22 protein-coding genes and 1 pseudogene are annotated in these 24,896 nt (G+C 64.9%); 15 read left to right on the top strand and 8 right to left on the bottom strand.

Going from position 1 to position 24,896, the window contains the following annotated elements:
- Positions 1 to 92: 92 nt before the first annotated feature.
- On the bottom strand, positions 93 to 2,831 hold the full coding sequence (gene mutS, locus IVB42_RS07650) for a DNA mismatch repair protein MutS (protein ID WP_026233049.1): 2,739 nt from the start codon (positions 2,829 to 2,831) through the stop codon (positions 93 to 95).
- A 216-nt stretch (positions 2,832 to 3,047) separates the two neighbouring features.
- Between mutS and pcaF the strand changes: the two genes are divergently transcribed.
- The 6 genes from pcaF to IVB42_RS07620 all read left to right on the top strand — a co-directional run bounded on the left by pcaF (position 3,048) and on the right by IVB42_RS07620 (position 9,769).
- Positions 3,048 to 4,256, top strand: a complete 1,209-nt coding sequence (gene pcaF / locus IVB42_RS07645; protein ID WP_018455901.1) for a 3-oxoadipyl-CoA thiolase — start codon at positions 3,048 to 3,050, stop codon at positions 4,254 to 4,256.
- A 192-nt stretch (positions 4,257 to 4,448) separates the two neighbouring features.
- The gene (locus IVB42_RS07640) at positions 4,449 to 5,342 is read left to right on the top strand and encodes a dioxygenase (protein WP_018455902.1); all 894 of its coding nucleotides are present in this window, start codon (positions 4,449 to 4,451) and stop codon (positions 5,340 to 5,342) included.
- 91 nt (positions 5,343 to 5,433) lie between these two features.
- Positions 5,434 to 6,135 carry a protocatechuate 3,4-dioxygenase subunit beta gene (gene pcaH / locus IVB42_RS07635; protein WP_018455903.1) on the top strand — a complete coding sequence of 234 codons (702 nt, stop codon included), beginning with the start codon at positions 5,434 to 5,436 and terminating at the stop codon, positions 6,133 to 6,135.
- Positions 6,136 to 6,726, top strand: coding sequence for a protocatechuate 3,4-dioxygenase subunit alpha (gene pcaG / locus IVB42_RS07630; protein ID WP_247469940.1), 591 nt, complete (start codon positions 6,136 to 6,138; stop codon positions 6,724 to 6,726).
- A 208-nt stretch (positions 6,727 to 6,934) separates the two neighbouring features.
- Positions 6,935 to 8,626 (top strand): methyl-accepting chemotaxis protein, encoded by a 1,692-nt coding sequence (locus IVB42_RS07625; protein WP_018455905.1) that lies wholly within the window; start codon positions 6,935 to 6,937, stop codon positions 8,624 to 8,626.
- A 48-nt stretch (positions 8,627 to 8,674) separates the two neighbouring features.
- On the top strand, positions 8,675 to 9,769 hold the full coding sequence (locus IVB42_RS07620) for a phosphotransferase (protein ID WP_018455906.1): 1,095 nt from the start codon (positions 8,675 to 8,677) through the stop codon (positions 9,767 to 9,769).
- 38 nt (positions 9,770 to 9,807) lie between these two features.
- Here IVB42_RS07620 and IVB42_RS07615 read toward each other — a convergent pair whose 3' ends face one another.
- From IVB42_RS07615 to IVB42_RS07605, 3 genes are read right to left on the bottom strand one after another with little or no spacing between them, the layout of a single operon-like run.
- Entirely contained in the window at positions 9,808 to 11,364 is a 1,557-nt protein-coding gene (locus tag IVB42_RS07615; RefSeq protein ID WP_018455907.1) for an MDR family MFS transporter, read from the bottom strand.
- A 4-nt stretch (positions 11,365 to 11,368) separates the two neighbouring features.
- Positions 11,369 to 12,544, bottom strand: a complete 1,176-nt coding sequence (locus IVB42_RS07610) for an HlyD family secretion protein (RefSeq protein WP_018455908.1) — start codon at positions 12,542 to 12,544, stop codon at positions 11,369 to 11,371.
- Positions 12,537 to 13,019 carry a MarR family transcriptional regulator gene (locus IVB42_RS07605; RefSeq protein WP_026233050.1) on the bottom strand — a complete coding sequence of 161 codons (483 nt, stop codon included), beginning with the start codon at positions 13,017 to 13,019 and terminating at the stop codon, positions 12,537 to 12,539. The genes IVB42_RS07610 and IVB42_RS07605 overlap by 8 nt, the downstream gene beginning before the upstream one ends.
- A gap of 157 nt (positions 13,020 to 13,176) precedes the next feature.
- On the opposite strand from IVB42_RS07605, the gene IVB42_RS07600 reads away from it, so the two are divergent.
- The 4 genes from IVB42_RS07600 to IVB42_RS07585 all read left to right on the top strand — a co-directional run bounded on the left by IVB42_RS07600 (position 13,177) and on the right by IVB42_RS07585 (position 17,000).
- Positions 13,177 to 13,671 carry a transcriptional repressor gene (locus IVB42_RS07600; protein WP_018455910.1) on the top strand — a complete coding sequence of 165 codons (495 nt, stop codon included), beginning with the start codon at positions 13,177 to 13,179 and terminating at the stop codon, positions 13,669 to 13,671.
- Between the two features lie 35 nt (positions 13,672 to 13,706).
- A complete protein-coding gene (locus IVB42_RS07595) occupies positions 13,707 to 14,660 on the top strand; it encodes a DMT family transporter (RefSeq protein WP_026233051.1) in 954 nt (317 codons plus the stop codon).
- Between the two features lie 12 nt (positions 14,661 to 14,672).
- Positions 14,673 to 15,956 carry a flavodoxin-dependent (E)-4-hydroxy-3-methylbut-2-enyl-diphosphate synthase gene (gene ispG, locus IVB42_RS07590; RefSeq protein ID WP_018455912.1) on the top strand — a complete coding sequence of 428 codons (1,284 nt, stop codon included), beginning with the start codon at positions 14,673 to 14,675 and terminating at the stop codon, positions 15,954 to 15,956.
- A 147-nt stretch (positions 15,957 to 16,103) separates the two neighbouring features.
- A complete protein-coding gene (locus IVB42_RS07585; RefSeq protein ID WP_204513101.1) occupies positions 16,104 to 17,000 on the top strand; it encodes a TauD/TfdA family dioxygenase in 897 nt (298 codons plus the stop codon).
- Here the strand turns inward: IVB42_RS07585 and IVB42_RS42240 are convergent.
- Positions 16,997 to 17,290 (bottom strand): hypothetical protein, encoded by a 294-nt coding sequence (locus tag IVB42_RS42240; RefSeq protein ID WP_247398962.1) that lies wholly within the window; start codon positions 17,288 to 17,290, stop codon positions 16,997 to 16,999. The genes IVB42_RS07585 and IVB42_RS42240 overlap by 4 nt on opposite strands.
- Here IVB42_RS42240 and IVB42_RS42235 point away from each other — a divergent pair.
- The 3 genes and pseudogenes from IVB42_RS42235 to IVB42_RS07570 all read left to right on the top strand — a co-directional run.
- Positions 17,222 to 17,395, top strand: a pseudogene (locus IVB42_RS42235) (Rieske 2Fe-2S domain-containing protein); the annotation flags it as partial. The gene IVB42_RS42240 and the pseudogene IVB42_RS42235 sit on opposite strands and share 69 nt — an antisense overlap.
- A 109-nt stretch (positions 17,396 to 17,504) precedes the next feature.
- Positions 17,505 to 18,422: a hypothetical protein gene (locus IVB42_RS07575; protein WP_247398898.1), complete on the top strand. Its 918-nt coding sequence runs from the start codon at positions 17,505 to 17,507 to the stop codon at positions 18,420 to 18,422.
- 3 nt (positions 18,423 to 18,425) lie between these two features.
- Positions 18,426 to 19,247, top strand: coding sequence for an N-acetylmuramoyl-L-alanine amidase (locus tag IVB42_RS07570; protein WP_018455915.1), 822 nt, complete (start codon positions 18,426 to 18,428; stop codon positions 19,245 to 19,247).
- Between the two features lie 26 nt (positions 19,248 to 19,273).
- Here IVB42_RS07570 and IVB42_RS07565 read toward each other — a convergent pair whose 3' ends face one another.
- The 3 genes from IVB42_RS07565 to IVB42_RS07555 all read right to left on the bottom strand — a co-directional run bounded on the left by IVB42_RS07565 (position 19,274) and on the right by IVB42_RS07555 (position 22,366).
- Complete coding sequence (locus IVB42_RS07565) at positions 19,274 to 20,881, bottom strand: Na+/H+ antiporter (RefSeq protein WP_247394059.1); 1,608 nt, start codon at positions 20,879 to 20,881, stop codon at positions 19,274 to 19,276.
- Between the two features lie 49 nt (positions 20,882 to 20,930).
- The gene (bla, locus tag IVB42_RS07560; RefSeq protein ID WP_026233052.1) at positions 20,931 to 21,800 is read right to left on the bottom strand and encodes a class A beta-lactamase; all 870 of its coding nucleotides are present in this window, start codon (positions 21,798 to 21,800) and stop codon (positions 20,931 to 20,933) included.
- A gap of 191 nt (positions 21,801 to 21,991) precedes the next feature.
- Positions 21,992 to 22,366 (bottom strand): nuclear transport factor 2 family protein, encoded by a 375-nt coding sequence (locus tag IVB42_RS07555; protein WP_007598116.1) that lies wholly within the window; start codon positions 22,364 to 22,366, stop codon positions 21,992 to 21,994.
- Between the two features lie 91 nt (positions 22,367 to 22,457).
- On the opposite strand from IVB42_RS07555, the gene IVB42_RS07550 reads away from it, so the two are divergent.
- Positions 22,458 to 22,886 (top strand): GFA family protein, encoded by a 429-nt coding sequence (locus IVB42_RS07550; RefSeq protein ID WP_247394056.1) that lies wholly within the window; start codon positions 22,458 to 22,460, stop codon positions 22,884 to 22,886.
- Positions 22,887 to 23,064: 178 nt separating this feature from the next.
- Positions 23,065 to 24,891, top strand: coding sequence for a caspase family protein (locus tag IVB42_RS07545; protein ID WP_247295918.1), 1,827 nt, complete (start codon positions 23,065 to 23,067; stop codon positions 24,889 to 24,891).
- The last annotated feature ends 5 nt before the right edge of the window (positions 24,892 to 24,896 follow it).

Below are 24,896 nucleotides of genomic sequence, written 5' to 3'. Positions count from 1 at the left end.
ATAGGGTGGGTTAGCGAAGCGTAACCCACCACTTCTCGCGCGCTGACAAAGGTGGTGGGTTACGCCTTCGGCTCACCCACCCTGCGGCACCGTCACTGCTTCGGCAGCTTGGCCTTCAACGCATACAGCGCATCGAGCGCTTCGCGTGGCGACATCTCGTCCGGATGCAGCGCCTTCACCGCGTCCATCAGCAGTTCGGCCTCGCTCGGCGGTGTGACTTCTGCGGCGGCGCGCGAGGGCACTGCGAACAGCGGCAGATCGTCAGCAAGCGCGCGCGCGGTCTGGCCGCGGTCCTGGGCTTCCAGCTTCGCCAGTACCGATTTGGCGCGCGTGATCACGGCCGGCGGCAGGCCCGCGAGCTTGGCGACCTGGATTCCGTAAGAGCGATCGGCCGAACCCGGCAACACCTCGTGCAGGAACACGACATTGCCCTGCCATTCCTTCACCCGCACGGTCGCGTTGAACATCCGCGGCAGCTTGGCGGAGAGCGCCGTCAGCTCGTGGTAATGCGTCGCGAACAGCGTGCGGCAGCGGTTGCTCTCGTGCAGGTGCTCGATTGCGGCCCAGGCGATCGAGAGGCCGTCGAAGGTCGCGGTGCCGCGGCCGATTTCATCAAGGATCACGAGCGCGCGCTCGCCGGCCTGGTTGAGGATGGCAGCGGTCTCGACCATCTCGACCATGAAGGTGGAACGGCCGCGGGCGAGATCGTCGGCGGCGCCGACACGCGAGAACAGGCGGTCGATGATGCCGATCCGCGCGCGTGTCGCCGGCACGAAACTTCCGATCTGGGCGAGCAACGCAATCAGCGCGTTCTGGCGCAGGAAGGTCGACTTACCCGCCATGTTCGGACCGGTCAGCAACCAGAGCTGGCCGGATTTTTGCGCAGGGCCCGGCGAGAGATCGCAGGCATTGGCGATGAACGGCTGGCCATTGCGCTTCAAGGCCTGCTCGACCACGGGATGGCGGCCCGCCTCGATCGCAAAGCCGAGAGACGAGTCCACCTCGGGCCGCACATAGTTCTGGTCGATCGCCAGCTTGGCAAGCGACGTCGCGACGTCGAGCAGCGCAAAGGCGTGAGCGGCGGCGCGCAGTTCCTCGCTGATGGCCAAAGCCTTGGCGCAGAGCCGCTCGAAAATCTCGAGCTCGAGCCCGAGTGCGCGGTCGCCGGCATTGGCGATCTTGGCTTCGATCTCCCCGAGCTCGGAGGTGGTGAAGCGGACCTGGCCGGCCAGCGTCTGGCGGTGGATGAAGGTTGCGTTTAGCGGCGCCGACATCAGCTTGTCGCCGTGCTGCGCGGTGACCTCGACGAAATAGCCGAGCACGTTGTTGTGCCGGATCTTGAGCCCCTTCACACCCGTGTTGTCGGCGTAGCGCGCCTGCATCGAGGCCACCACCAGGCGCGAGGCGTCGCGCAGATTTCGCGTTTCGTCCAGCGCAGGCTCATAGCCCTGGCGAACGAACCCGCCGTCGCGCTTGATCAGCGGCAGTTGATCGTCGAGCGCCCTGGCGAATTCCGCCGCGAGCTCGCGCGATGGCTTTTGCAGCGCCGCCATCACGACGGCGATCTCCTGCGGCGGCTGGTCGAGTTCGTCAAGCCGCGTCAGCACCTGGTCGGCGGCGATGATGCCATCGCGCAGGCCGGCGAGGTCACGCGGACCGCCGCGGCCGACGGATATACGGGCCAGCGCCCGCGACATGTCCGGGGCGCCGCGCAGGATGCTGCGGATGTCCTCGCGCGCGGCCGAGTCGGCAACGAAGCTGCCGACGGCATCGAGCCGCCGCGCAATCGCCGCCGCATCGGTCAGCGGCGCGGCAAGCCGCTGCGCCAGCAGGCGCGAGCCGGCCGAGGTCACCGTGCAGTCGATCGCGTCGAGCAGCGAGCCGCGGCGTTCGCCGGCGAGTGTCCGCGTCAGTTCGAGATTGGCGCGGGTGGCGGGATCGATCGCCATGGTCGCGCCCGAGGCTTCGCGCGCGGGCGGCGACAGCGGCGGATGTTTGCCGACCTGGGTGCGGTCAACATAGGTGACGGCGGCGGCGGCGGCAGTGGCTTCCAGCCGCGTGAGCTGGGACAGTCCGTCCATGGTCGCGACGGCAAAATAGTCGCACAGCCGCTTCTCGGCAGTGGCGCCGTCGAAGACGTCGCGGGTCAGCGGCGTCACCGCCGGCAGCTCGCGCAGGGTCTGTCCGAGCTCGCTGTCGTTATAGAGCGCGTCGGTGACGATCACCTCGTTCGGATTGATCCGCGCCAGCGTGGCGGCGAGTTCGCCGCCCGAACATTCCGTCACCGTGAATTCGGCGGTCGAGATGTCGATCCAGGCGAGGCCAAAGCGGTCACCGCCCGCCGATGAGCGCGCGCGCGCGAGCGCCAGCAGGTAATTGTTGGCGCGCGCGTCGAGCAGCGTGTCCTCGGTCAGCGTGCCCGGCGTGACCAGGCGCACCACGCCGCGGCGCACGACGCTCTTGTTGCCGCGTGCTTTCGCCGCCGCGGGATCCTCGGTCTGCTCGCACACCGCGACCCGGTGCCCGGCGGTGATCAGCCGGTGCAAATAGTCCTCGGAGCGCTCGACTGGCACGCCGCACATCGGGATATCGGCGCCTTGATGCTTGCCGCGCTTGGTCAGGACGATGCCGAGTGTCCTGGAGGCGATCTCGGCGTCCTCAAAGAACAGCTCGTAAAAGTCGCCCATCCGGTAGAACAGCAGAAGGCCCTGATGTGCCGCCTTGATTTCAAGGTACTGTTCCATCATCGGCGTGACGCGCGCGGCAGCTTCCGCCTGCGGCGCGGGCGTATCGTCGGGAGGCGGTGCAGGGATCGGTTGTTGCATTGTCATGGGCGGCGCAACCTACAAAATTTCGCCCCGCGCTCCTATCGCTTTGGGCGGAGAGGGGAGGTTTTCCACGTTGTCCGCACCGCGGCATGCGCAACTCGCGTGCACACCCGTCGGAACACGCGCGTATCGGTCAATTGACCTGCCGCGGGCGCCCTCCTAAAACTCCGTCGACATTGAAGAATTTAGGCCGGATCGCGGCATTCAGGGAGAACAACCATGCGTGACGTCTTTATCTGCGATGCCGTGCGGACCCCGATCGGCCGTTTTGGCGGGTCGCTCGCCAAGGTGCGTGCCGACGACCTGGCGGCGGCCCCGATCAAGGCGCTGATGGCCAAGCACCCCAATCTCGATTGGGCACAGGTTGACGAGGTCTTCTTCGGCTGTGCCAACCAGGCCGGCGAGGACAACCGCAACGTGGCACGCATGGCGCTCCTGCTTGCGGGCCTGCCGGATTCCGTTCCAGGCCAGACCCTGAACCGGCTCTGTGCCTCCGGTCTCGATGCGGTCGGTGCGGCCGGCCGCGCTATCCGTTCCGGCGAGATCGAGCTTGCGATTGCCGGCGGCGTCGAATCCATGACGCGCGCGCCCTTCGTGATGGGCAAGGCGCAGGAAGCGTTCTCGCGCTCGGCTGAGATCTTCGACACCACGATCGGCTGGCGCTTCATCAATCCGCTGCTGAAGGCGCAGTATGGCGTCGACGCGATGCCCGAGACCGGCGAGAACGTCGCCGAGGAATTCCAGGTCTCGCGCGCGGATCAGGACGCCTTCGCGATCCGCTCGCAGCAGCGCGCGGGCGCCGCGATTGCGGCCGGCTATTTCGCCGAAGAAATCACCCCGATCACCATTCCCGGCGGCAAGGCCGGCCCTGTCACCGTCGACAAGGACGAGCATCCGCGTCCCGAGACCACGCTGGAAGCCCTGACGAAGCTCAGGCCGATCGTGCGCAATCCCGGCACGGTGACCGCGGGCAACGCCTCCGGCGTCAATGACGGCGCCGCCGCGATGATCCTGGCGTCCGAGGCTGCGGTGAAGAAGCACGGCCTGACGCCGCGCGCGCGCATCCTCGGCCTCGCCTCCGCCGGCGTGCCGCCGCGCATCATGGGCATCGGCCCGGTGCCGGCCACCCGCAAGCTGATGGAACGTCTCGGCAAGAAAATCGGCGATTTCGACCTGATCGAGCTCAACGAAGCCTTTGCCTCGCAGGGTATCGCCTGCATGCGCCAGCTCGGCGTTGCCGACGATGCCGATTTCGTCAATCCGCATGGCGGCGCGATTGCGCTCGGTCATCCCCTCGGCATGAGTGGCGCGCGCCTCGCGCTCACCGCGGTGCACGGCATGGAGAAGCGCGGCGGCAAGCTCGCGCTCGCCACCATGTGCGTCGGCGTTGGCCAGGGCGTTGCGGTCGCCATCGAGAAGCTGAACTGACGGGACGCGCAGCGTGCCGTCATCCCGGAGCCGGGTGCCCCAGACTCGTCATGCCCGGGCTTGTCCCGCCTGCGAGGCCGAAGCCTCTTCGGCGAGGCGAAGGCCCGGGCATCCACGTTCTTGGTGCCGCGAGAAGAAGGTCGTGGATGGCCGGGACAAGCCCGGCCATGACGCAAGGTGAGGGAGCATCCCATGATCATCGCGCGCGAGCAGGACGTCACGGCCGCGGCCTTGGCGGTGATGGAGCAGACATCCGATCCACGGCTACGCCAGATCATGGTCTCCCTGGTCAAGCATCTGCACGGTTTTGTTCGCGACGTTCGCCTGACCGAGAAGGAATTCCGCGACGCCACGGCTGTTATCGCCGAACTCGGCAAGCTCTCGACCGACACGCATAATGAGGTCGTGCTGATGGCAGGCTCGCTCGGCGTCTCGCCGCTGGTGTGCCTGCTGAATAATGGCGATGAGGGCAACACGGAGACCGACCAGTCGCTGCTCGGACCATTCTGGCGGCTGAACTCGCCGCGGGTGGAAAATGGCGGATCGATCGTCCGCTCCGAGACCCCAGGCGCGCCGCTGTTCGTCAACGGCCGCGTCGTGGACAAGGACGGCCGTCCCGTCGCCGGCGCCGAGGTCGACGTCTGGCACGCGTCGCCGGTTGGTCTCTATGAAAACCAGGACCCCGAGCAGGCCGACATGAACCTGCGCGGCAAGTTTACGACCGACCAGGACGGAGCCTTCTCGTTCCGCTCCGTGATGATGGTCGGCTATCCCATTCCGACCGACGGCGTGGTCGGCCGCCTCCTGGAGGCGCAGAAGCGGCATCCCTATCGTCCCGCGCACCTGCACGCGTTGGTCTTCAAGCCCGGATTCAAGGTGCTGATCTCGCAGGTCTACGACCCCGCCGACCCGCATATCGATAGTGACGTGCAGTTCGGCGTGACCAAAGCGCTGATGGGCAAGTTCCTGCGCCATGACACGCCACATCCGACCGAGCGCGACGTCGCGACGCCCTGGTATTCGCTGGACCATGTCTATCGGCTCGAAGCCGGCGAGGCCGTCCTGCCGCGTCCGCCGATCAAATAGGGCTCAAAGCCGCTTCCCCCAATTAGTTATATCCTATAATGATTGGCGGAAGCGTTGACCGGTCGGAAAAGGGCCGGGGAGGAGTTCGCCAATGACATTCATCTATCCCGTCGACAGCAACACGGCGCATCCGCTGCCGCTGTCGCCCGAGTACAAAAGCTCGGTCAAGCGTGCGCCGAACAAACCCTTGATCCCGATGCGCCATACGCTGTCGGAGCTGACCGGCCCGGTCTACGGCCACGAGACCGTTCGCGAGGGCGACAATGATCTCACCACCCAACACACCGGCGAGCCGCTCGGGGAACGCATTATTGTGCACGGCCATGTGCGCGACGAGGACGGCCGCGGCGTGCCGAACTCGCTGGTCGAGATCTGGCAGGCCAATTCCTGCGGCCGTTACGTTCACGTCCGCGACCAGCATCCGGCTCCGCTCGATCCGAACTTTACGGGCGCCGGCCGCACCGTGAGCGACGTCTCCGGTTACTACCGCTTTGTCACCATCAAGCCTGGCGCCTATCCCTGGGGCAACCATCATAACGCCTGGCGTCCCGCACACATCCATCTCTCTGTGTTCGGCCATTCCTTCGTCACGCGTCTCGTGACGCAGATGTACTTCCCGGCCGATCCGCTGTTCCCGTTCGATCCGATCTTCAATTCGGTGCCGGACGAGAAGGCGCGGGCGCGGATGGTGTCGTCATTTGATCTCGAGAACACCCAGCCCGAATGGGCGCTGTGTTACCGCTTTGACATCGTGCTGCGCGGCAAGAACGCCACCCCTATGGAGAACCATTAAGTGCAGGACGATGGGATCACGCCGTCGCAGACCGTCGGCCCGTTCTTCAAATACGGCCTGACGCCGACCGGCGAGTATGCCTGGAATGATGCGTTCACCAACTCGACGCTGACGCCCGACGTCACCGGCGATCGCGTCCGGATCGAGGGCCGCGTGTTCGACGGCGACGGAGTCGTTGTGCCCGATGCCATGCTGGAGATCTGGCAGGCCGACGCGCAGGGGCGCTTCGCGGATCCGCAGGACAAGCGCGCGCTGCCGAATGCGAGCTTCCGCGGCTTTGCCCGTTGCGGCACCGACAAGGACGGCAATTATTCCTTTGAAACCATCAAGCCGGGCGTGGTGCCCGATCCCGACGGCAAGCCGCAGGCACCGCATGTCCTGCTTGCGGTGTTTGGTCGCGGCATGCTGCGGCATCTCTATACCCGCATCTATTTCAGTGACGAGGCCGGCAATGCCGCCGATCCCGTGCTGGCGGTGGTGCCTGCCGACCGTCGCGCCACGCTGACGGCCGTGCGCGAGGCCGGCAAGCCGGTGTACCGGCTCGACCTGCGGCTCCAGGGCGACAACGAAACGGTATTTTTCGACGTGTGACCCCCAGCGCCGTCCCGGACAGGCGGAGCGCCGATCCGGGACGACAGCGGAGGACGGGCCCAAGCTTCGCTGCCCGAAACTGTTGACCTGACGCCATTTCCCGTATTTTTCCGGAGTTCGCGCGATGCAATTTCCGCGCGATGCAATCCCGTGTTTACCGTAATCCTTTAGGGTCCGTGGGATTCAGCGCGGCCCATTGGATTTTTCCATGAAAATTCGTCTTTCGCTTTCTTCCGCAATCATTGCTTTCGGCATCGTTCTGGCCATCGGCTTTACCGCCGTGGTCTCGACCAGCCTCTACGCCTTGAAAGAGCTCAAGGTCGGCGGTCCGCTCTATTCTGATATCAAGCTCGGAAACGATCTCATCGCCGACATCCTGCCGCCGCCGGAATATGTGATCGAGGCCTACCTCGAGGCCACGCTCGCCATGCGCGAGCCCGACCAGCTGGCGGCCCATGCCGAACGCCTGGCCCAGCTCCGCAAGGATTACGACGAGCGCAAGGCATTCTGGGTCACCTCCAGCCTCTCGGCCGACCTGAAGACGACCCTGGTGTCGAAATCCGACGCCGAGGTGCAGAAGTTCTGGAAGCTGTTGTCCGACCAGCTCCTCCCCGCCCTCAAGGCCAAGGATACGGCCGTCTCCGAGCGGGCCTACGCGCAGCTCAAGGAGGCCTATACCGCGCATCGCGCCGTCATCGACAGCATCGTCGAGAGCGCCAACAAGCAGAATGCCGACATGGAGAAGCTGGCCGCGGACCGCGACAGCTCGATGCTTTACATCCTCCTCGGCGTCTCCGCCGCCGTCCTCGCCTTCATTGCGGCGGGCCTGCTCGGCGTCGCCTTCGGCGTGATGCGCCCGATCGTGCGCATGACCAGCGCGATGCAAAAGCTCGCGACCGGCGATCTCGCCGCCGACATTCCTTTCGCGCACCGGCAGGACGAGGTCGGCTCGATGGCGGGTGCGCTCTTGGTGTTCAAGCAGTCCGCGGTCGAGAATTTCCGCCTGCGCGAGGAGCAGTTGCAGAAGGAGCAGGAGGCGGCGCTCGCCAAGCGTGAGGCCCTGCATCAGATGGCCGAAACCGTCGAGCGCGAGACCGGCCGCTCGGTCGACACCGCGAGCGCGGCGACGCAAGGCGTGGAGCGTGCCGCCTCCAGTCTGTCCGAGATCGCAAGGTCGCTCTCGACACAATCGCAGGCGGTCGCAGCCGCCTCCACCCAGGCCCTCGGCAGCTCGCAGACCGTCTCGGCCGCAGCTGAAGAACTCAGTGCTTCGATCCGCGAGATCGCAACCCAGGTCGCGCGGACCAGCACGGTTACAAAATCGGCGGTCGCCGGTCGGGAACAGGCGCGCTCGACCATCCAGACGCTGGCTGGATCGGTGAAGAAGATCGCCGAGGTCTCCGACCTCATCGGCGGCATCGCCGGCCAGACCAATCTGCTGGCACTCAACGCCACGATCGAGGCGGCGCGCGCCGGGGAGGCCGGCCGTGGCTTCGCGGTGGTCGCCGCCGAAGTGAAATCCCTCTCCGACCAGACCGCCAAATCCACCGAGGAGATCGCGCGGCTGATCGCCGAGATCCAGGCCTCGACGCAAGCCGCCGTCGACGCCGTCGAAACCATGGGAGGCCACATCGTCGAGATCGACGGCGTCGCCACCTCGGTTGCCGCCGCGATGGAAGAGCAGGACGCCGCGACCCGCGAGATCACGCGGTCGATTTCCGAATCGACTTCCGCGGCGAAGGAGGTCTCGGCCAAGATCGGTGATGTCAGCCGCGACGCCGCCTCCGTGAACGAGCGCGCCGCGGAGGTCAGGCAGGCGATCGCCGGCATGGCGGCCAATCTCGAGCAGCTTCGGTCGGTCGTGGTCCGGACGGTGCGCGACTCCACAGCGGCGGCCTGAGCCCGGCGCGATGCCTATTGCTGGTGCCGGGGGGTGTGATTGTGCAGTATGGTCCGGGACGAGGGCATCGTGGCGTCCATGACACCTCCACAACTGCCGGCGGTCGTTGAGCGGGCTCGACTGACCGCTGCGCTACGCAGGGGCGGCGTGCTGGATGCGGGCGCCGTGCGCGAGGTGAAGGTGCTGCACCAATACCCCGCCATGGTGTCGCACGTTATCCGACTTGGGCTGCGCTATGTCGGGGAAGCAGCCGGGTCCCCGCACTCTGTCATCCTGAAGATCCCGAATCCGGCCTACGCCAAGTCGCTGGCAAATTCTGGTCGGCAGGAAGTGGCCTTCTACACCCGCCTTGCGCCAAATATGCCGTCGCACATCGTGCCGCGCTGCTACGATGGGCATTTCGACGAGGAGAGCCAGGACTGGCATCTGCTGCTCGAAGATCTCACCGACAGCCATGACGTTGCAGCTGACTGGCCATTGCCGCCCTCACGCGATCAGGCGATGGCGATCGTAACGGCGCTCGCCCGCTGGCATGCATCTTGGTGGGACCATGCGGGTCTCGGCGACACCATCGGCACCTGGATGAGCCTTGATGATACGGCGAGTCTGATAGAGACATTCGCCGGCCATTACGACCGCTTCGCCGATTTGCTTGGTGATCGCCTCAGTGAGGAGCGGCGGACCCTGTATCGGCGCTTCATCGACAAGGCCGAGCAACTGTTGCAACGCTACCATTCGCATCGCCATGTGACCATCGCTCACGGCGATGCCCATACCTGGAATTTCCTGCTGCCACGCGCGGGCATCGCTGACGCTGTGCGCATTTTCGATTTCGATCATTGGCGCATCAACGTTCCTACCCACGACCTTGCCTATATGATGGCGACGCAATGGTATCCAGAGCGCCGGCAGGCGCTCGAACGCCCGCTGCTCAATCGCTATCACGAGATGCTGATGGCGCACGGTGTCAGCGGCTATACGCGCGGCGCGCTCGACCAGGACTATCGGCGGTCGGTGCTGTGGCACATCACCAAGCCAGTCTGGCAGTGGAGCATCAACATCCCACCGGTGATCTGGTGGAATAATCTGGAGCGGGTGATGATGGCGGTCGAGGATCTGGGCTGCGAGGAGATTTTGGGGTAGAGGCGCGCAACATCATCGGTGTCGTCCCGGCGAAGGCATCACTCCATCACCGCATGTTCCGGCCCCGCCGCCTGCTTGCGCAGGGTGGCCTTGGTCGAGCCGATCAGCAGGGCGAGCGGGATGGTGCAGAGGATGAAGAACATCACCAGCTCGTAGTCGTGCGCGAAGGCGATGATCTGCGCCTGCACGCTGACCATGCGATCGGCCATGGCGCGACCGGCGTCGGTGGAGAGATTGATCATGCCGCTGACGCTGGGCATCTGGAGCGCATGGTTGAACGGGTTGATGTGTTCGGACAGGATCGCGTAGGTCCGCCGCGTGCCTTGTGTCAGCTGGGCGATGACGACGGAAATGCCCACCGAGCTCGCGACGTTGCGCATCAGGGTCAACATCGCGGTGCCGTCGGTGCGCAGCTCATTCGACAAGGTCAGGAATGCCACCGTCGAAAGCGGCACGAAGACGAGGCCGAAGCCGAAGCCCTGGATCACGCTGACGGTCACGATCTCCGGCACCTGGGTCAAATCGGTCCAGCCGGTCATCTGGAACAGCGAGCCCGCGGTCAGCGTCAGGCCGGTGATGATCAGTGTGCGGGCTTCGATGTAACGCATCATGCGGCCGACCAGCATCATGGCGAAGAAGGTGCCGAAGCCGCGGCTCGCCAGCAGCAGGCCCGCGGTGATGATGGGATAGCCGATCACGTTCTGCATATAGGGGGAGGCCAGCGCCATGGTCGAGAACAGCACGAGGCCCATCACGACCATGAACACGCAGCCGGTGACGAAATTGCGGTCCTTGAAGAGCCCGAAGCGGATGAACGGTGTCGAGGTCGTGAAGGAATGCGCGATGAAGAAGTAGAAGGCGACGGCCGAGACGATGAACTCCGCAAGGATCTCACCCGATTCGAGCCAGCCCAATTGCTCGCCGCGGTCGAGCGCGAGCTGAAGCGACCCGATCGCGACCGCCAGCGCCGCGAAGCCGAACCAGTCGAACTTGAGACTGAGATCCTTCCGGGTCTCGTCCATGAAGATGATCAGCCCGATCACGGTGATGGCGCCGAACGGCAAATTGACGAAGAACACCCAGTGCCAGGAATAAGTCTCGGTCAGCCAGGCGCCGAGCGAGGGACCCATGATCGGCCCCATCATTACGCCCATGCCCCAGATCGACATCGCCTTGGCGCGTTCCTGGAGCGTGTAATAGTCGAGCATCACCGATTGCGACAACGGCACCAGGGCCGCGCCGAACACGCCCTGCAGCAGGCGGAAAATCACCATCTGGTTGATGTCCTGCGCAAGCCCGCACAGCACCGATGCCATGGTGAAGCCGGCCGAGCAGATGATGAAGATGCGCTTGCGGCCGAAGCGGTTGGCGATCCAGCCCACCGGTGCCGTCATGATCGCGGCGGCGACGATGTAGGAGGTCAGCACCCAGTTGATCTGGTCCTGCGAAGCCGACAGCGTGCCCTGCATGTAGGGCAGGGCGACGTTGGCGATGGTGGTGTCCAGCGCCTGCATGATGGTTGCCGTCATGGCGCAGATCGTCACCATGTTCCGGCGCAGGCCGGGGACCATAAGGGCGGGATTGGACTCCGCCATAGGATTAGTCCTTGTCCTGATCTTTGTCTTGGCTCGCGGTCGCCGACAGGCCGAGCAGACCGGCGAGCGAGCGCTGGTGGCCGGTGTCGATGGTGGCGTAAACGCTCATGCCGGCCTTCAGCTTGCGTACGTATTTGTCGGTCTCGTCGAAATAGATGCGGATCGGCACGCGCTGCACCACCTTGACGAAATTGCCGCTGGCGTTCTGCGGCGGCAGGATCGCGAATTGCGCGCCGGTGCCGGGCGAGAGCGAGCCGATCTTGCCCTTGAAGGTATGGTTCGGGAACGCGTCGACCTCGAGCGTGACCGGCTGTCCTTCGGTGACGTAGGTGAGGTCGCTCTCCTTCGGATTGGCGTCGACCCAGGGATGGGCCACGTCGATGATGGAGAACACCGGCGTGCCGGCGGCGACGTAGCGGCCGAGCTGGATCTGTTCGACCTGTGTTGCCACGCCATCCATCGGCGCGCGCAGCACGGTGTGGTCGAGGTTGCGCTGGGCATCGTCCAGCTTGGCTTTCGCTTGCGCGTAGGCGGGGAATTGCTCCAGCGGCAACTCGGGATTCCCCAGCAATTGGGTCTTGGCATTGGAGAGTTGCTGCTTGATGTATTGCGCCTGCGCGCCGGCGGTAACCAGTGCATTGGACGCGTTGTCGAGATCGAGCTGCGAGCCGTAATTGTTCTTCACCAGCGACTGCTTGCGTTCGACGTCGCGCTGCTTCAGGTCCATGCCCTGCTGGGCAAGATTGAGCATGTCACCGTAGATCTTGATGTTGGCAACAAGATTGTCATAGGTGATGCGGGCTTGGGCGAGTTGCGCTTTGGCTTCTTCCAACGCATGACGGAACGGAGCGGGGTCGATCTCGAACAACTCGTCGCCGTGCTTGACGACCTGACCTTCCTTGACGACGACCTTCTGGATTTTGCCGGAGATATCAGGGGTCACCAGCACTTTCTGCGCGCCGACATAGGCGTCATCAGTGCCGACGTAACGGCCGCCATTGAGATAGAAGGTGAAGCCGGCAACCGCGACGACGAGCGGCAGCACAACCAGGAGCAGCACGCGGCGATAGCGGCGCAGGCCCGCCACCAGGCGGCGGCGCGGATCGGTGCCGGCTTTCTTGGTGGGCTTGCCGCCGTCGATTTTCTGCTCGGGCTGGAACTTGAGAACCTGATCAGCCATAGCGTTGCTCCTTACGCGCTTGTTCCGCTCCGCTGCTCTGGATCGCGGACCGCACGTTTTCCTTGATTGTTTCGAGTTGGGTGAGGAGGCGATGGGCGTCCGCCGGAGTGATGCCGTCGAGCGCGTTGGCCGTGAGCTCGGACTTCAGCCCGCTCATCCGCCCGAGCAACTGCCGCCCGGCCTTCTTCAGGTACAGCCGCTTGACGCGGCGATCCGAAGGATCGTTGCGTCGCTCGATCCAGTCGCTGTCACAGAGTTTGTCGATCAGGCGCGTCAGCGTGATCGGCTGCACCTCGAGAAGCTCGGCGAGTTCCGACTGCTTCATGCCTTCGCTGCGCTCGACCTTGGCCAGCACCGCCCATTGCGCGCGGGTGATGCCGAAGCGCGAGGCTTCCTTGTCGGCATAGACCCGGAGCAGGCGATAGAGCTCGGCGAGCGTAAACAGGAAGTTCTGGTCCACGGGCCCTGGGCTCATGAGCTTGGTCTCCAATAAGCTTGCAATATAATAAGCAAGCTTATGATTATTTCATGGCGGGTTTGCGGGACGCTGTCCCGCAGGCCGAGCATGGCTGCTGGCCGCATCGCCGGTCCTGCTTTGGGTTCCCCTTTCGAAATGCTAGAACGCCGGTCGCATGACCCTCGCAAAACCGGCATTTCCCGCGCCCGATCACGATCACGGCCGCTGCACCGCGGATGCGCTGGCGCATGCCGAGGCCGTTTGCGGAGAGCGCGCGCAGAAATTCACGCCTATACGCCGCCATGTATTGGGGGCGCTGCTCTCGAGCCACCGGCCGCTCGGCGCCTATGAGGTCATCGACGAACTGGCGAAGTCGATGTCGCGGCCGGCGCCGATCACGGTCTATCGTGCTCTCGATTTCCTGATGGCCAACGGCCTCGTGCACCGGATCGAAAGCCGCAACGCCTATCTCGCCTGCGCCGCTCACGACCACGACGCGATCTCGGCGGTGACGTTCCTGATCTGCGAGCGCTGCGGCCTGGTCGGTGAGATTCCGTCGGCATCCTTCGCCAAGGACCTCAACGCCGCCGCGCGCAGCTCAGGCTTCGCTCCCAAATTGTCGGTGGTGGAAATCACGGGCGTTTGTGCGCATTGTCAGAAAGCCGCATAGAGCAACAACGGCGCAAAGCCGGTTTTTAGGAAGAAATGTCCTCACCTCAAGCCATACCGTCCGCCGGTCGTCCCCTCAGTGCCGGCGCCATCGCCCTGATGCTCATGCTGTGCCTGACCTGGGGGTTCAACCAGATCGCCGTGAAGCTGGTGCTGCCGGACATTCCGCCGATGCTTCAGGCCACGTTCCGCTCGATGGGCGCGCTGCCGGTGCTGTTCATCATCGGCAGCTTGCGCGGCGTTAAATTCTTCGAGCGCGACGGCACCTGGAAGCCCGGCGTCATCGCCGGACTGATGTTCGGCATCGAGTTCGTGCTGATCTTCCAGGGCCTGCGGTTCACACCAGCATCGCGGGCGGTCGTGTTCCTCTACACCGCGCCGTTCTTCGTCGCGCTCGGCTCCTACCAGGTGCTCGGCGAGCGACTTGGCGGGACGCAATGGCTGGGGCTCGCCATCAGCTTTGCCGGTGTCGCGCTCGCGATCGGCGTGCCGCAGCCCAACGTCGATTCGCATGTCCTGCTCGGCGATCTCATGATCGTCGGCGGCGCCGCGCTGTGGGCGGCGACCACGCTAGTTGCCAAGGGCACGCGGCTGCGCTTCGCGGCGCCCGAGAAGGCTCTGGGCTATCAGGTCGCGACCTCGATCCCGATCCTGGGGCTGGCCGCCTGGCTGTTCGGGGAGACCATCCCCCACACGCCGTCGCCGCTGTCGCTGGGCCTGATGGCCTTCCAGGCGATCTGGGTCGTGGGAACCACGTTCACGCTTTGGTTCGCGCTGGTGAAGACCTATTCGGCCAGCAAATTGTCGGCTTTTACCTTCATCACCCCTTTGTTTGGCGTGGTGGGTAGCTATTTCATCATGCACGACACGCTGAACCTGACATTCGGGGCTGCCGCCCTCCTTGTCATTGCTGGGCTTTTTCTGGTTAACCGTCCCAGTCAATCCGCTGCGGCGCCGCGCGATGCATTGCTGAACGTCACCAAAACCTGATATTTGGACGCCATGAACAAGCTCGAAAAAACCATCGATTCCGACGTCGCGGGCCCCGCGCCCCGGCACAAGACCACCCAGGTCAAGGTCGGCGACGTTGCCGTCGGCGGCGGTGCCCCGATCGTCGTGCAGTCAATGACCAACACCGACACCGCCGATATCGACGGCACCATTGCCCAGGTCGCAGCGCTCGCCCGCGCGGGCTCCGAAATGGTCCGCATCACCGTGGACCGCGAGGAGGCCGCCGCTGCCGTCCCGCACATCCGCGACGGCCTGCTCAAGCGCGGCATCACCACGCCGCTGATCGGCGACTTTCACTATATCGGCCACAAGCTGCTCGCCGCCTATCCGGCCTGCGCCGAGGCGCTCGCCAAATATCGCATCAATCCCGGCAATGTCGGCTTCAAGGACAAGCGCGACACCCAGTTCGCCGACATCATCGAGATCGCCAACAAGAACAACAAGCCGGTGCGCATCGGCGCCAATTGGGGCTCGCTCGACCAGGAGCTCTTGACCAAGCTGATGGACGAGAACGCCGCCTCCCCCGATCCGCGCGACGTGCGCGCGGTGACGCGCGAGGCCATGGTGCAATCCGCGCTGCTCTCGGCCGCGCGCGCCGAGGAACTCGGCATGCCGAAGAATCGCATCATCCTCTCGGCCAAAGTCTCGGCCGTGCAGGATCTGATCGCGGTCTATCAGGATCTCGCCAGCCGTTCCGACTACGCGATCCATCTCGGCCTGACCGAGGCCGGCATGGGCACCAAGGGCATCGTGGCGTCCTCGGCCGCGCTCGGCATCCTGTTGCAGCAGGGCATCGGCGACACCATCCGCATCTCGCTGACGCCGGAGCCCGGCGGCGACCGCACCCGCGAGGTGCAGGTCGGCCAGGAGCTCTTGCAGACCATGGGTTTCCGCACATTCGTGCCGCTGGTTGCGGCGTGCCCCGGCTGTGGCCGCACCACCTCGACCACATTCCAGGAACTGGCCAGCTCGATCCAAGGTTTCATCCGCGACGAGATGCCGACCTGGAAGACGAAATATCCCGGCGTGGAAGAGCTCAACGTCGCGGTGATGGGCTGCATCGTCAACGGCCCCGGCGAATCCAAGCACGCCAATATCGGCATCTCGCTGCCGGGCACGGGCGAGGCGCCGGCTGCCCCGGTGTTCGTCGACGGCAAGAAGTTCCGCACCCTGCGCGGCCCGACCATCTCCGCCGACTTCAAAGCACTCGTGATCGACTACATCGAGCAGCGCTACGGCCAGGGCGCCAAGGTGCCGGTGACCGCGGCGGAATAGTTCTGCTCCAGATCAGGAATCGTAGGGCGGGTTAGCGAAAGCGTAACCCGCCTTATTTTTGCAGGCGCGAAGTGGCGGGTTACGCTTCGCTAAGCCGCCCTACATTGCTACGATGCTCCCAAGCAAGAATGCATCGGGAGACACGCCATGAGCTCACTCGCCGGCAAGCAGGGCCCGCGCTATCGCCACGCGACGGACGACGGCGCGCCTTACGAGACCATCGCGGTCGAAAAGCTGACCCCGATCATCGGCGCGGAAATCTCGGGCGTCGACATCGGCAAGCTCGTCTCCGACGATGCGCGCTCCAACCGGCAGATGGACGAGGTCCACCGCGCGCTTGCCGAAAACCTCGTCATCTTCTTCCGCGACCAGCACATCACGCCACAACAGCATCTCGCCTTCGGCCGCAAGTTCGGTGAGCTGCATTTCCATCCCGCCGCGCCGCATGAGGATGAAGACCCGGCCCTGATGAAGATCTATGCGGATGCGAATTCGCCGCGGGCCAATGGCGAGGGCTGGCATTCCGACGTGTCCTGCGATCACGAGCCGCCGATGGGCTCGATCCTCTACATCAAGCAGTGCCCGCCGCGCGGCGGCGACACGCTGTTCGCCAACATGTATGCGGCCTACGAGGCGCTGTCGGACCGGATGAAGGCCTATCTCGACGGGCTGACTGCGTTGCATGACGGCGAGCCGATCTATCGCGGGCTCTACGCCAATTACGGCGTCGCCGACCGCCCGTCCTATCCGAGTGCCGAGCATCCCGTGGTGCGCACGCATCCGGTCACCGGCAAGAAGGCGCTCTACGTCAACCGCGGCTTCACCCGCCACATCAACGGCATCCCGCGCGACGAGAGCGAGGCGATGCTTGCCTATCTCTACCAGCACGCCGAGAATCCGCTGTTCCAGTGCCGCTTTCGCTGGACAGAGAATGCCATCGCCTTCTGGGACAACCGCTGCACCCAGCACCGCGCGATGTGGGATTATTGGCCGCACACGCGCTCCGGCACGCGCGTGACGGTGAAGGGGGAGCGGCCGGTTTAACCGGCCTGCGCGCCGCGTTCCGCGTTGACGTCTTCCCGCGTCCGCGCCAATCTTGCCGGCAACAACGACCGTCGGGAGGATTTTCCATGCTCCGCGCCGAGGACAACAAATTCCTGACCGAGTCGGGCTCTGGTACGGGCATGGGCGAATTGTTGCGCCGGTTCTGGATTCCTGTGCTGCTGTCCGAAGAACTCCCTGAACCCGACGGCGAGCCGAAGAAGATCATCGTTCTCGGCGAGGAGCTGCTCGCCTTCCGCGATACGCGCGGCGTTGTCGGAATCATCGATCAATACTGCCCGCATCGCGGCGCCAATCTCTGGCTCGGGCGCAACGAGGAATGCGGCATCCGCTGTGTCTATCACGGCTGGAAGTTCGACACCGACGGCCGCTGCGTCGACATGCCGACCTCCTATCCCGACCTCAACGCCAAGGATCTCATCCGCATCAAATCCTATCCGGCGCGCGAATGGGGCGAGATGATCTGGGCCTATATGGGTCCCGCGGATGCGATGCCCGAGCTGCCCGATCTCGAAATGGCACTGCTGCCGCTCGCACCGCTATGTCAGCAAGAAATGGCAGGACTGCAACTGGGTGCAGGCGCTGGAAGGCTCGATCGACACCGCGCATTTCACCTTCGCCCATCTCTCCTTCGACAAGGAGGAGAACGAGATCCTGGACATCAAGAAGCATTTCGTGAATCCGATCGCGCGGATGTCGAGCGATCACATGCGCTGGATCGCGGAGGATCCGCGCCCTGTGATCAAGATCGCCGCGCACGCAGCGGGCCTCACCATCGCCGGCGGGCGGCTCACCGGCGGCGACAACATCTACTGGCGCATTGCGCAATTTCTGATGCCGTTCCACGCCTATGCCCCGAGCGCGATGCCGGGTGAGAACATCTTTGGGCAGACTTTCGTGCCCGTCACCGACACCAATTACTGGATCTACACCTATGCCTGGAATCCGGAACGGCCGCTGACGCAAGCCGAGCGCGACGTCTTTGACCGCGGCAACGGCGTGATCGCGGAGGTTGGCGACAATTACGTGCCGCTGCGCCACAAGGGCAACGACTATCTGATCGACCGCAAGATGCAGAAGACCAGGAGCTACACCGGCATCAAGGGCGTCTCCGAACAGGATGCGGCCGTGCAGGACAGCCAGGGCCCGATCGCCGACCGCACCCGCGAGCATCTCGGTCCGACCGATCTCGGTATCATGCATTTCCGGAAAGTCGTGATGGAGCTGGCGCGGGCGCTTCAGCAGGGCGAGCCGCCGCCGCAGGCCGCGCATCAGGATCGCCATGCCGTGCGCTCGGGCGCCTGCGTCACCAGCAAGGCCAAGGACCTTTCCGCGGTGATGCTGGAGCGTTTCGGTGACGTCACAGGCTTTGTCGGCCGGCCGCGAACAGCGGCAGCGGAGTAGTACTTGGGACAGCCGCGCAGCATCATCGCAAGTCTCGTCTCGACGCTGGTCGCGTCGATCTTGCTATGGTCGCTGGCGCCTGCAGACTCTGGTCATGCTGCTATCGCGCGGAAAATCGCGAAACCCAAGCCGCCGCACGCGCCGGTCAAGTGTGAGCTGTCGAAATTCCGGATCCTCGTGGATGTCGGGCACACCCCGGACTCCTACGGCGCGTTGAGCGCGCGCAACGACACGGAGTTCGGCTTCAACTTCCGGCTTGCAAGTCTGATTACGGCGAGGCTCAAGGCCGAAGGCTTTGCCGCGACCCGGTTGCTCGTCACGGACGGCAAGGCGCGGCCGAGCCTGTTCAAGCGCGTCAGCACCGCGAATGACGCCCGGGCCGATCTCTTCCTGTCGATCCATCACGATTCGGTGCCGGACAAGCTGCTCGGGAGCTGGGAGTTCGACGGCGCGAACAGCTATTTCAGCGACCGCTTTTCGGGCCACTCTCTGTTCGTGTCGCAGCGGAATCCGCACTTCGCCGCCAGCCTGATGCTGGCCCGGATGATCGGCAGGCAGCTGAAGCAGCAGGACCTGCACTATGCCAGCCAGTACACCCTGCCGGTGATGGGCCGCTACCGGCGCCAATTGCTCGACAAGGATGTCGGCGTCTACCGCTATGACGGGCTCGTTGTGCTCTCGCAGACCCGCAGCGCCGCAGTGCTGCTCGAAGCGGGCTCCATCATCAACCGCGACGAGGAGATGGCGATGAACTCCCCGGAGCGGCAGGAGATCATTGCGGGCGCCGTGGCGGTGGCGATGAGGGAATTTTGCGAGAGGCGGTAGTTCGCGCCCCTAGCAATGACGGGAATCTATAGCGGCCCTCCCCGGTACTCCCGGTTTGCCAAGCTTGCCTCCTCCAGGTCCAGATCGCGCTCGATCCGCCGCCGCGTCTCGTCGGTGATCTGGCCCTCGCGCAGCAGCTCGTGGATGAACTTGCGCTCGGTGGCGATCAGACGGCGGGTCAGGGCGGTGCCGGCGGCGGAGACGTCGTGGTGGGTGGGATCGAGCGAGTCCGGCAGCTGGTTGACCCGGATCTCGTGGCGGGCGCGCAGGAGCCGCATCACCTCGTCGGACACGTCCTTTTCCTCGGTCAGCGCGTCGAGCGACTTTAGCGCCGCGTCGAGGGCCTGGCGCCGTGCCGCGATCTCGGCCTCGTGCTCGGCGGCATGCTCGTTGCGACCGGCTTCCGCGACACCGAGCCAACGAACCACGGGGGGCAGCGTGAGGCCGACGCCGATCAGTGTGACGAAGATGACGCCGAACGCGACGAACAGGATCAGGTCGCGAAACGGGAAGGCCTCGCCGCCCGGCAGCGTGAACGGCAGCGCCAGTGCTGCCGCCAGCGACACCGCGCCGCGCACGCCGGTGAGCGCAAGCACGAACGGCCATTGCCATGGTGGTGACGGATCGCGCGCACGCAGCGACTTGCTGAGCATTCGTGGCAGATAGGTCGCGGGATAGAGCCAGGCGAAGCGCGCGATCACGACCACCGCCAGCACCACGGCAGTCGCAATCATGATGTCGTCGAGCGGGAACGCCTTCGATTTCTCGTAGAGTGCGCGCATCTGGAATCCGGTGAGCAGGAACAGCAAGCCCTCGATCAGATAGATCACGAGGTCCCAGAAGAAGATGCCTTGCAGGCGCGTCGATGCCGAGATCAGCAGCGGGCCATTCCAGCTCACATAGAGGCCACAGGCGACGGTGGCGATCACGCCGGAGCCGCCGAGATGCTCGGGCAGCCAGTAGGACACGTAGGGCGTGATCAGCGACAGTGTCAGCTCGACCTGCGGGTCTCCCGACCATTTGCGGAACCGCAGGGAGAGCCAACCGACGCCGATGCCGAAGGCGATCTCGCCGGCGACGATGAGCAAGAACTCGCCGCCTGCCAGAGGCAGCGAGAATTGCCCGACCATGATTGCGGCGAGCGCGAAGCGGTAGAGGATCAGAGCGGTGGCATCATTCGCGAGCCCTTCGCCTTCGAGGATGACCATCAGCCTGCGCGGCAGATGCAGCCGGCGCGCGATCGCGAGCGGCGCCACCACGTCGGGCGGCGCGACGATGGCGCCGAGCAGGAAGCCGATCGTCCAGGGCAGGCCGATGAAATAATGCGTGGCGGTTGCGACCAACGCCGCGGTGAAGATCACCGCACCGACCGCCAGCAGCACGATCGGGCGAAGATTCTTTTTGAACTCGCGCCAGCTCATCGCGACGCTCGCCGAGTAGATCAGCGGCGGCAGCACCATCAGCAGCACCAGTTCCGGCGGCAGTTCGACCGCTGGCATGCCCGGCACGAAGGCAAGGCCGACACCTGAGAGCATCAGCAGAATGGCGGGCGCGATGTTGAAGCGGCGCGCGACAAGCGCGGTGCCCGCCAGCACGGCGAGCAGGATGAGAAAGGTCTGAAATTTCGCTTCCATGATGGTCTGTCTTCACCCGGAAGCGGTCGCAACGTCAATGCGTGCGGCTTTACGCCAGCCGTTCGGCCACCATGCGGCCGATGCGTGCGAACACGGTTTCGATCTGCGCCGCGCTCGGCGTGCCGCCCTGGGTATAGGCCGCGATCAGGATCGGTGCATCGGGCTTCGTATCGGGCTTGGGCCAGGCCACCGCGATGTCGCCGGATGCGTCCTTGCCGTTGTTGCCGGTCTTGTCGCCGATCTTCCAGCTTGCGGGGAGCCCGCCACGCAGCCGGTTCGCACCGGTCTTGCAGCCCACTAGCCACTCCGTGAGCTGCGCGCGCGAGGTGGCCGACAGCGCCTCGCCCGTGAGCAGCCGGCGCAGATTGCCTGCCATCGCCGCCGGCGTCGTGGTGTCGCGGGGATCGCCGGGCGGTGAGCGGTTGAGCTCGGGCTCGTTGTGGTCGAGCCGCGAGGCGGTGTCGCCGAGCGACCGCCAGAACGCGGTGAGTGCGGCGGGACCGCCGATCCGCGCCAGCAATAAATTGGCGCAGGTGTTGTCGCTGAGCTCGACGATCGCCTTGCACATCTCGGTGACCGACATTGCGCCGGCGGCAATGTTCTGCTTGGCGACCGGTGCGTACTCCAGCAGGTCGGCCTTGCCGTACGGGATCATGGCCGCAAGCTGATCCTCGCCACGATCGACCCGCGCCAGGACGCATGCCGCCAGCGAAGCCTTGAATGTCGAGCACATGACGAACCGTTCGTCGGCGCGCCAGGCGAGCCTTGCGCCGGTCGCGAGGTTCTCGGCATAGACCCCGATCCGGCCGCCACTCTCGCGCTCATAGGTTTCGAGCTCAGGCTGCGCGTCTGCGGCGAGCGCGGGGGAGGCGGCGATCCAGTACAGCGAGGCGAGCAGCGAACGGCGGTCGAGAAGCATGGTGGACCTTTTGAGCGAGACGGGGGCGGAGGAGAGATGCGGCATGCACTCCATCCGCATCGTCATTGCGAGCGCAGCGAAGCAATCCGGTCTTCCTCCGCGGAAAGACTCTGGCTTGCTTCGCTGCGCTCGCAATGACGGAGGATGTGGGAGGAGTGTGCCCGATTTCGGGCAGCGGAAGATTAGGCCCCTCACTCTCGCAGATCATACCGGTAAGACTTCGATACGATCTGCCAGCCATCGGCGAGCTTCATAGCCACCAGATAGTCCGTGAAAAAACGCGGCGGCAGTTGGCATCGGACCTTGATGAAGGCGGTCTTGTCGTCCGAACGGTCAATCGTGACGATGAAATCCTCGCGCGGCTTGCCTTCGGCCTTGCCGGAGGGGCGCTTGCGCACGCGGTCGAGCCAGTCCGGCACGGTCAGCACCTGCAGCTCGCCCTTCTCGACCCAGCGCAAATCGGCGGAGGGATGGAAGATGGCGCCGAGCTTTTCGGCATCACCCTCGTAAAGTCCGTCGAAGTAAGATTGCACGACGGCTTCGACGCTCGAACGGTTCTGGCTCATGGGTCATCCCTTTGAATGATGGCTCAGGGCGAACTTAGTCGTACACGTCAAAATGCGCTATGGTGTCCGTACCATTTGCTGGGACGCTGTGATGACCGGATCAGAGAATTCGAACGCTCCCTTCCTGATCGGCGAATGCTGCTGCCGCGCCGTGCGCTACGAGGTAGCGGACGCGTTCTCCTATGCGATGAACTGCCATTGCTCGAATTGCCGCCGCACCACCGGCGCTGCCTTCAAGCCGTTCGCCGGCATCGAGCAGGGCAAGCTCCGCATCGTCAGAGGCGAGAACCAGCTCACCATCTACGGTGACGAAACCACCCACGACGCCCACTGCGCCCGCTGCGGCTCGTTGCTTTATTCCCGGGTGCGCGACGGAAAATGGGTCCACGTCGCCATGGGAACCCTGGTCGGTGCCCCCTCGATCCGACCGAGCGCCCACATTTTCGTGGGGTCGAAGGCGCCCTGGCACGAGATTACGGATAATCTGCCGCAATATCGGGGCCACATCGGGGATGTCTGAGGGAACCTGCTGCGCACCTGTTTGGCGGCGAACCGCGGCCGGACTGGCGCGACGAACAAGGGGACCTTTCGGCTTGCCGCCGGCGCCATCTTCGTGACCTCCGTTACAAGCGTCCGCGACGGACCCTGCTAAAGCCGTCCCAAAGGGCGCGAATCGCCCCGAAATCGGAAGTCGTGTCATGCGCAAATTGCTCAGACTTTGCCCAGTCCTCCTCGCCGTCGCGCTGCTATTCGGCGCCGGGCCTGCTTTCGCCGGAAAGCGCGTCGCGCTCGTGATCGCCAACTCCGCCTATCAGCATGCGCCGTCGCTGACGAACCCCGTCAATGACGGTTCGGTGATGGCCCGGACGCTGAAGGAGGCCGGGTTCGACATCGTCGATTCCCGGCACGACCTGACGGCGCAGGAAACCCGGCGTGTGCTGCGCGAATTCGCCGACCGGACCCGCGATGCCGATATCGCCGTGGTCTATTATGCCGGCCACGGCCTCGAGGTCGAAGGCTCGAACTATCTGATCCCTGTCGACGCCAAGCTGGAGCGTGACACCGACGTCTTTGACGAGGCGCTCTCCCTCGACCGCGTCCTGGTCGCGGTCGAACCGGCTAAGCAGCTTCGCCTGGTGATCCTGGATGCCTGCCGTGACAATCCGTTCGGCAAGACCATGAAGCGCACGATCGCCTCGCGCGGCGTCGGCCGCGGCCTCGCCCAGGTCGAGCCGACCAGCTCGAACACGCTGATCGCCTATTCGGCCAAGGCCGGTTTCACGGCGCAGGATGGCGACGGTGCGAACAGCCCCTTTACGGTGGCGCTGTCGAAGCATCTGACGAGGCCCGGCCTAGACGTCCGCCGTGCCTTCGGCTTCGTGCGCGACGACGTGCTCAAGTCGACAGGTAATAAGCAGGAGCCGTTCGTCTATGGCTCGCTCGGCGGCGAGGACGTGCCGCTGGTGCCGGTCAAGGTGACCGCTGCGGCTGCCGCTGCGCCCAACCCTCAGGCCGACATCCGCCGCGATTACGAGCTCGCGCTCCAGGTCGGCAACCGGCCGGCGTGGGAGGCCTTTCTCGCCCAGCATCCCGACGGCTTCTATGCGAGCCTTGCCAAGCTGCAACTCGAGAAAATCGGCGCCGAGCAGGCTCATGCGGCGGCCACCGAGAAGGCGAAACAGGCCGAGGCCGAGCGCGATCGTCTTGCCGCACTTGGCGCGCAGAAGGATACGCAGGCCAAGGCAGCCGCCGATGCGGAGGCCGCCGAGCAGATACAGCTTGCGGCGCAAAAGGCCAAGGAGCAGGCGCAGCAGCAGGCGGCCGCTGCCGAGCAGCAGCGCGTCAATCTCGCCGCCGCGGCGCCGAGTGCAGCGCCCGCCAGCACGGCGGGCCCTGCCGGCACCAACGTCGCCTCGCTGACGCCGGCCATCGCGCCGGCCGATCTCAGCCGCTCGGTACAGACCGAGCTCGGCCGCGTCGGCTGCTTCTCCGGCGCCGCCGACGGCAACTGGACGACATCCGCGCAGCGGTCGTTATCGCAGTTCAACCGTTATGCCGGCACCAAGCTCGACGTGAAGGTGGCGAGCACCGATGCACTCGACACGGTCAAGTCGAAACAGTCGCGCGTCTGTCCGCTGGTTTGCGAGCACGGCTTCAAGACCGACGGCGACAAATGCACCAAGATCGTCTGCCGTGATGGCTATGCGCTCAACGACGACAACGAGTGCGAGAAGCAGCGTGCCGCCAAGCCTGCGACCGCCAAGCCTGCGACCGCCAAGCGGGACGACGGCGACGAGCGTCCCGCACGGCAGCGTCGTCAGGCCGGCGGTGAGGCTGCCGGAGCGGCCGGCGGCTTTGGTGGCGCTGCGGGCATCGCTGCTGCCGCTGGCGCCAGCCGCCGCTCGAGTGGCGGACAGCTATTCTGCAACAACAGTGGCTGTCGTGCGGTCAACCGCGGCTGCCATCTCGAATATCGCGGCGGCGGCGGCCCGGGCAACGATGGCAATGCCGAGGTCTGTAACTAGGATTG

Source organism: Bradyrhizobium sp. 45 (assembly GCF_023073155.1).
In the GTDB taxonomy this organism is placed as follows: Bacteria; Pseudomonadota; Alphaproteobacteria; order Rhizobiales; family Xanthobacteraceae; genus Bradyrhizobium; species Bradyrhizobium canariense_D.
Note: the sequence above shows the minus strand (reverse complement) of the source record. Positions and strands in the feature narration are given on the sequence as shown.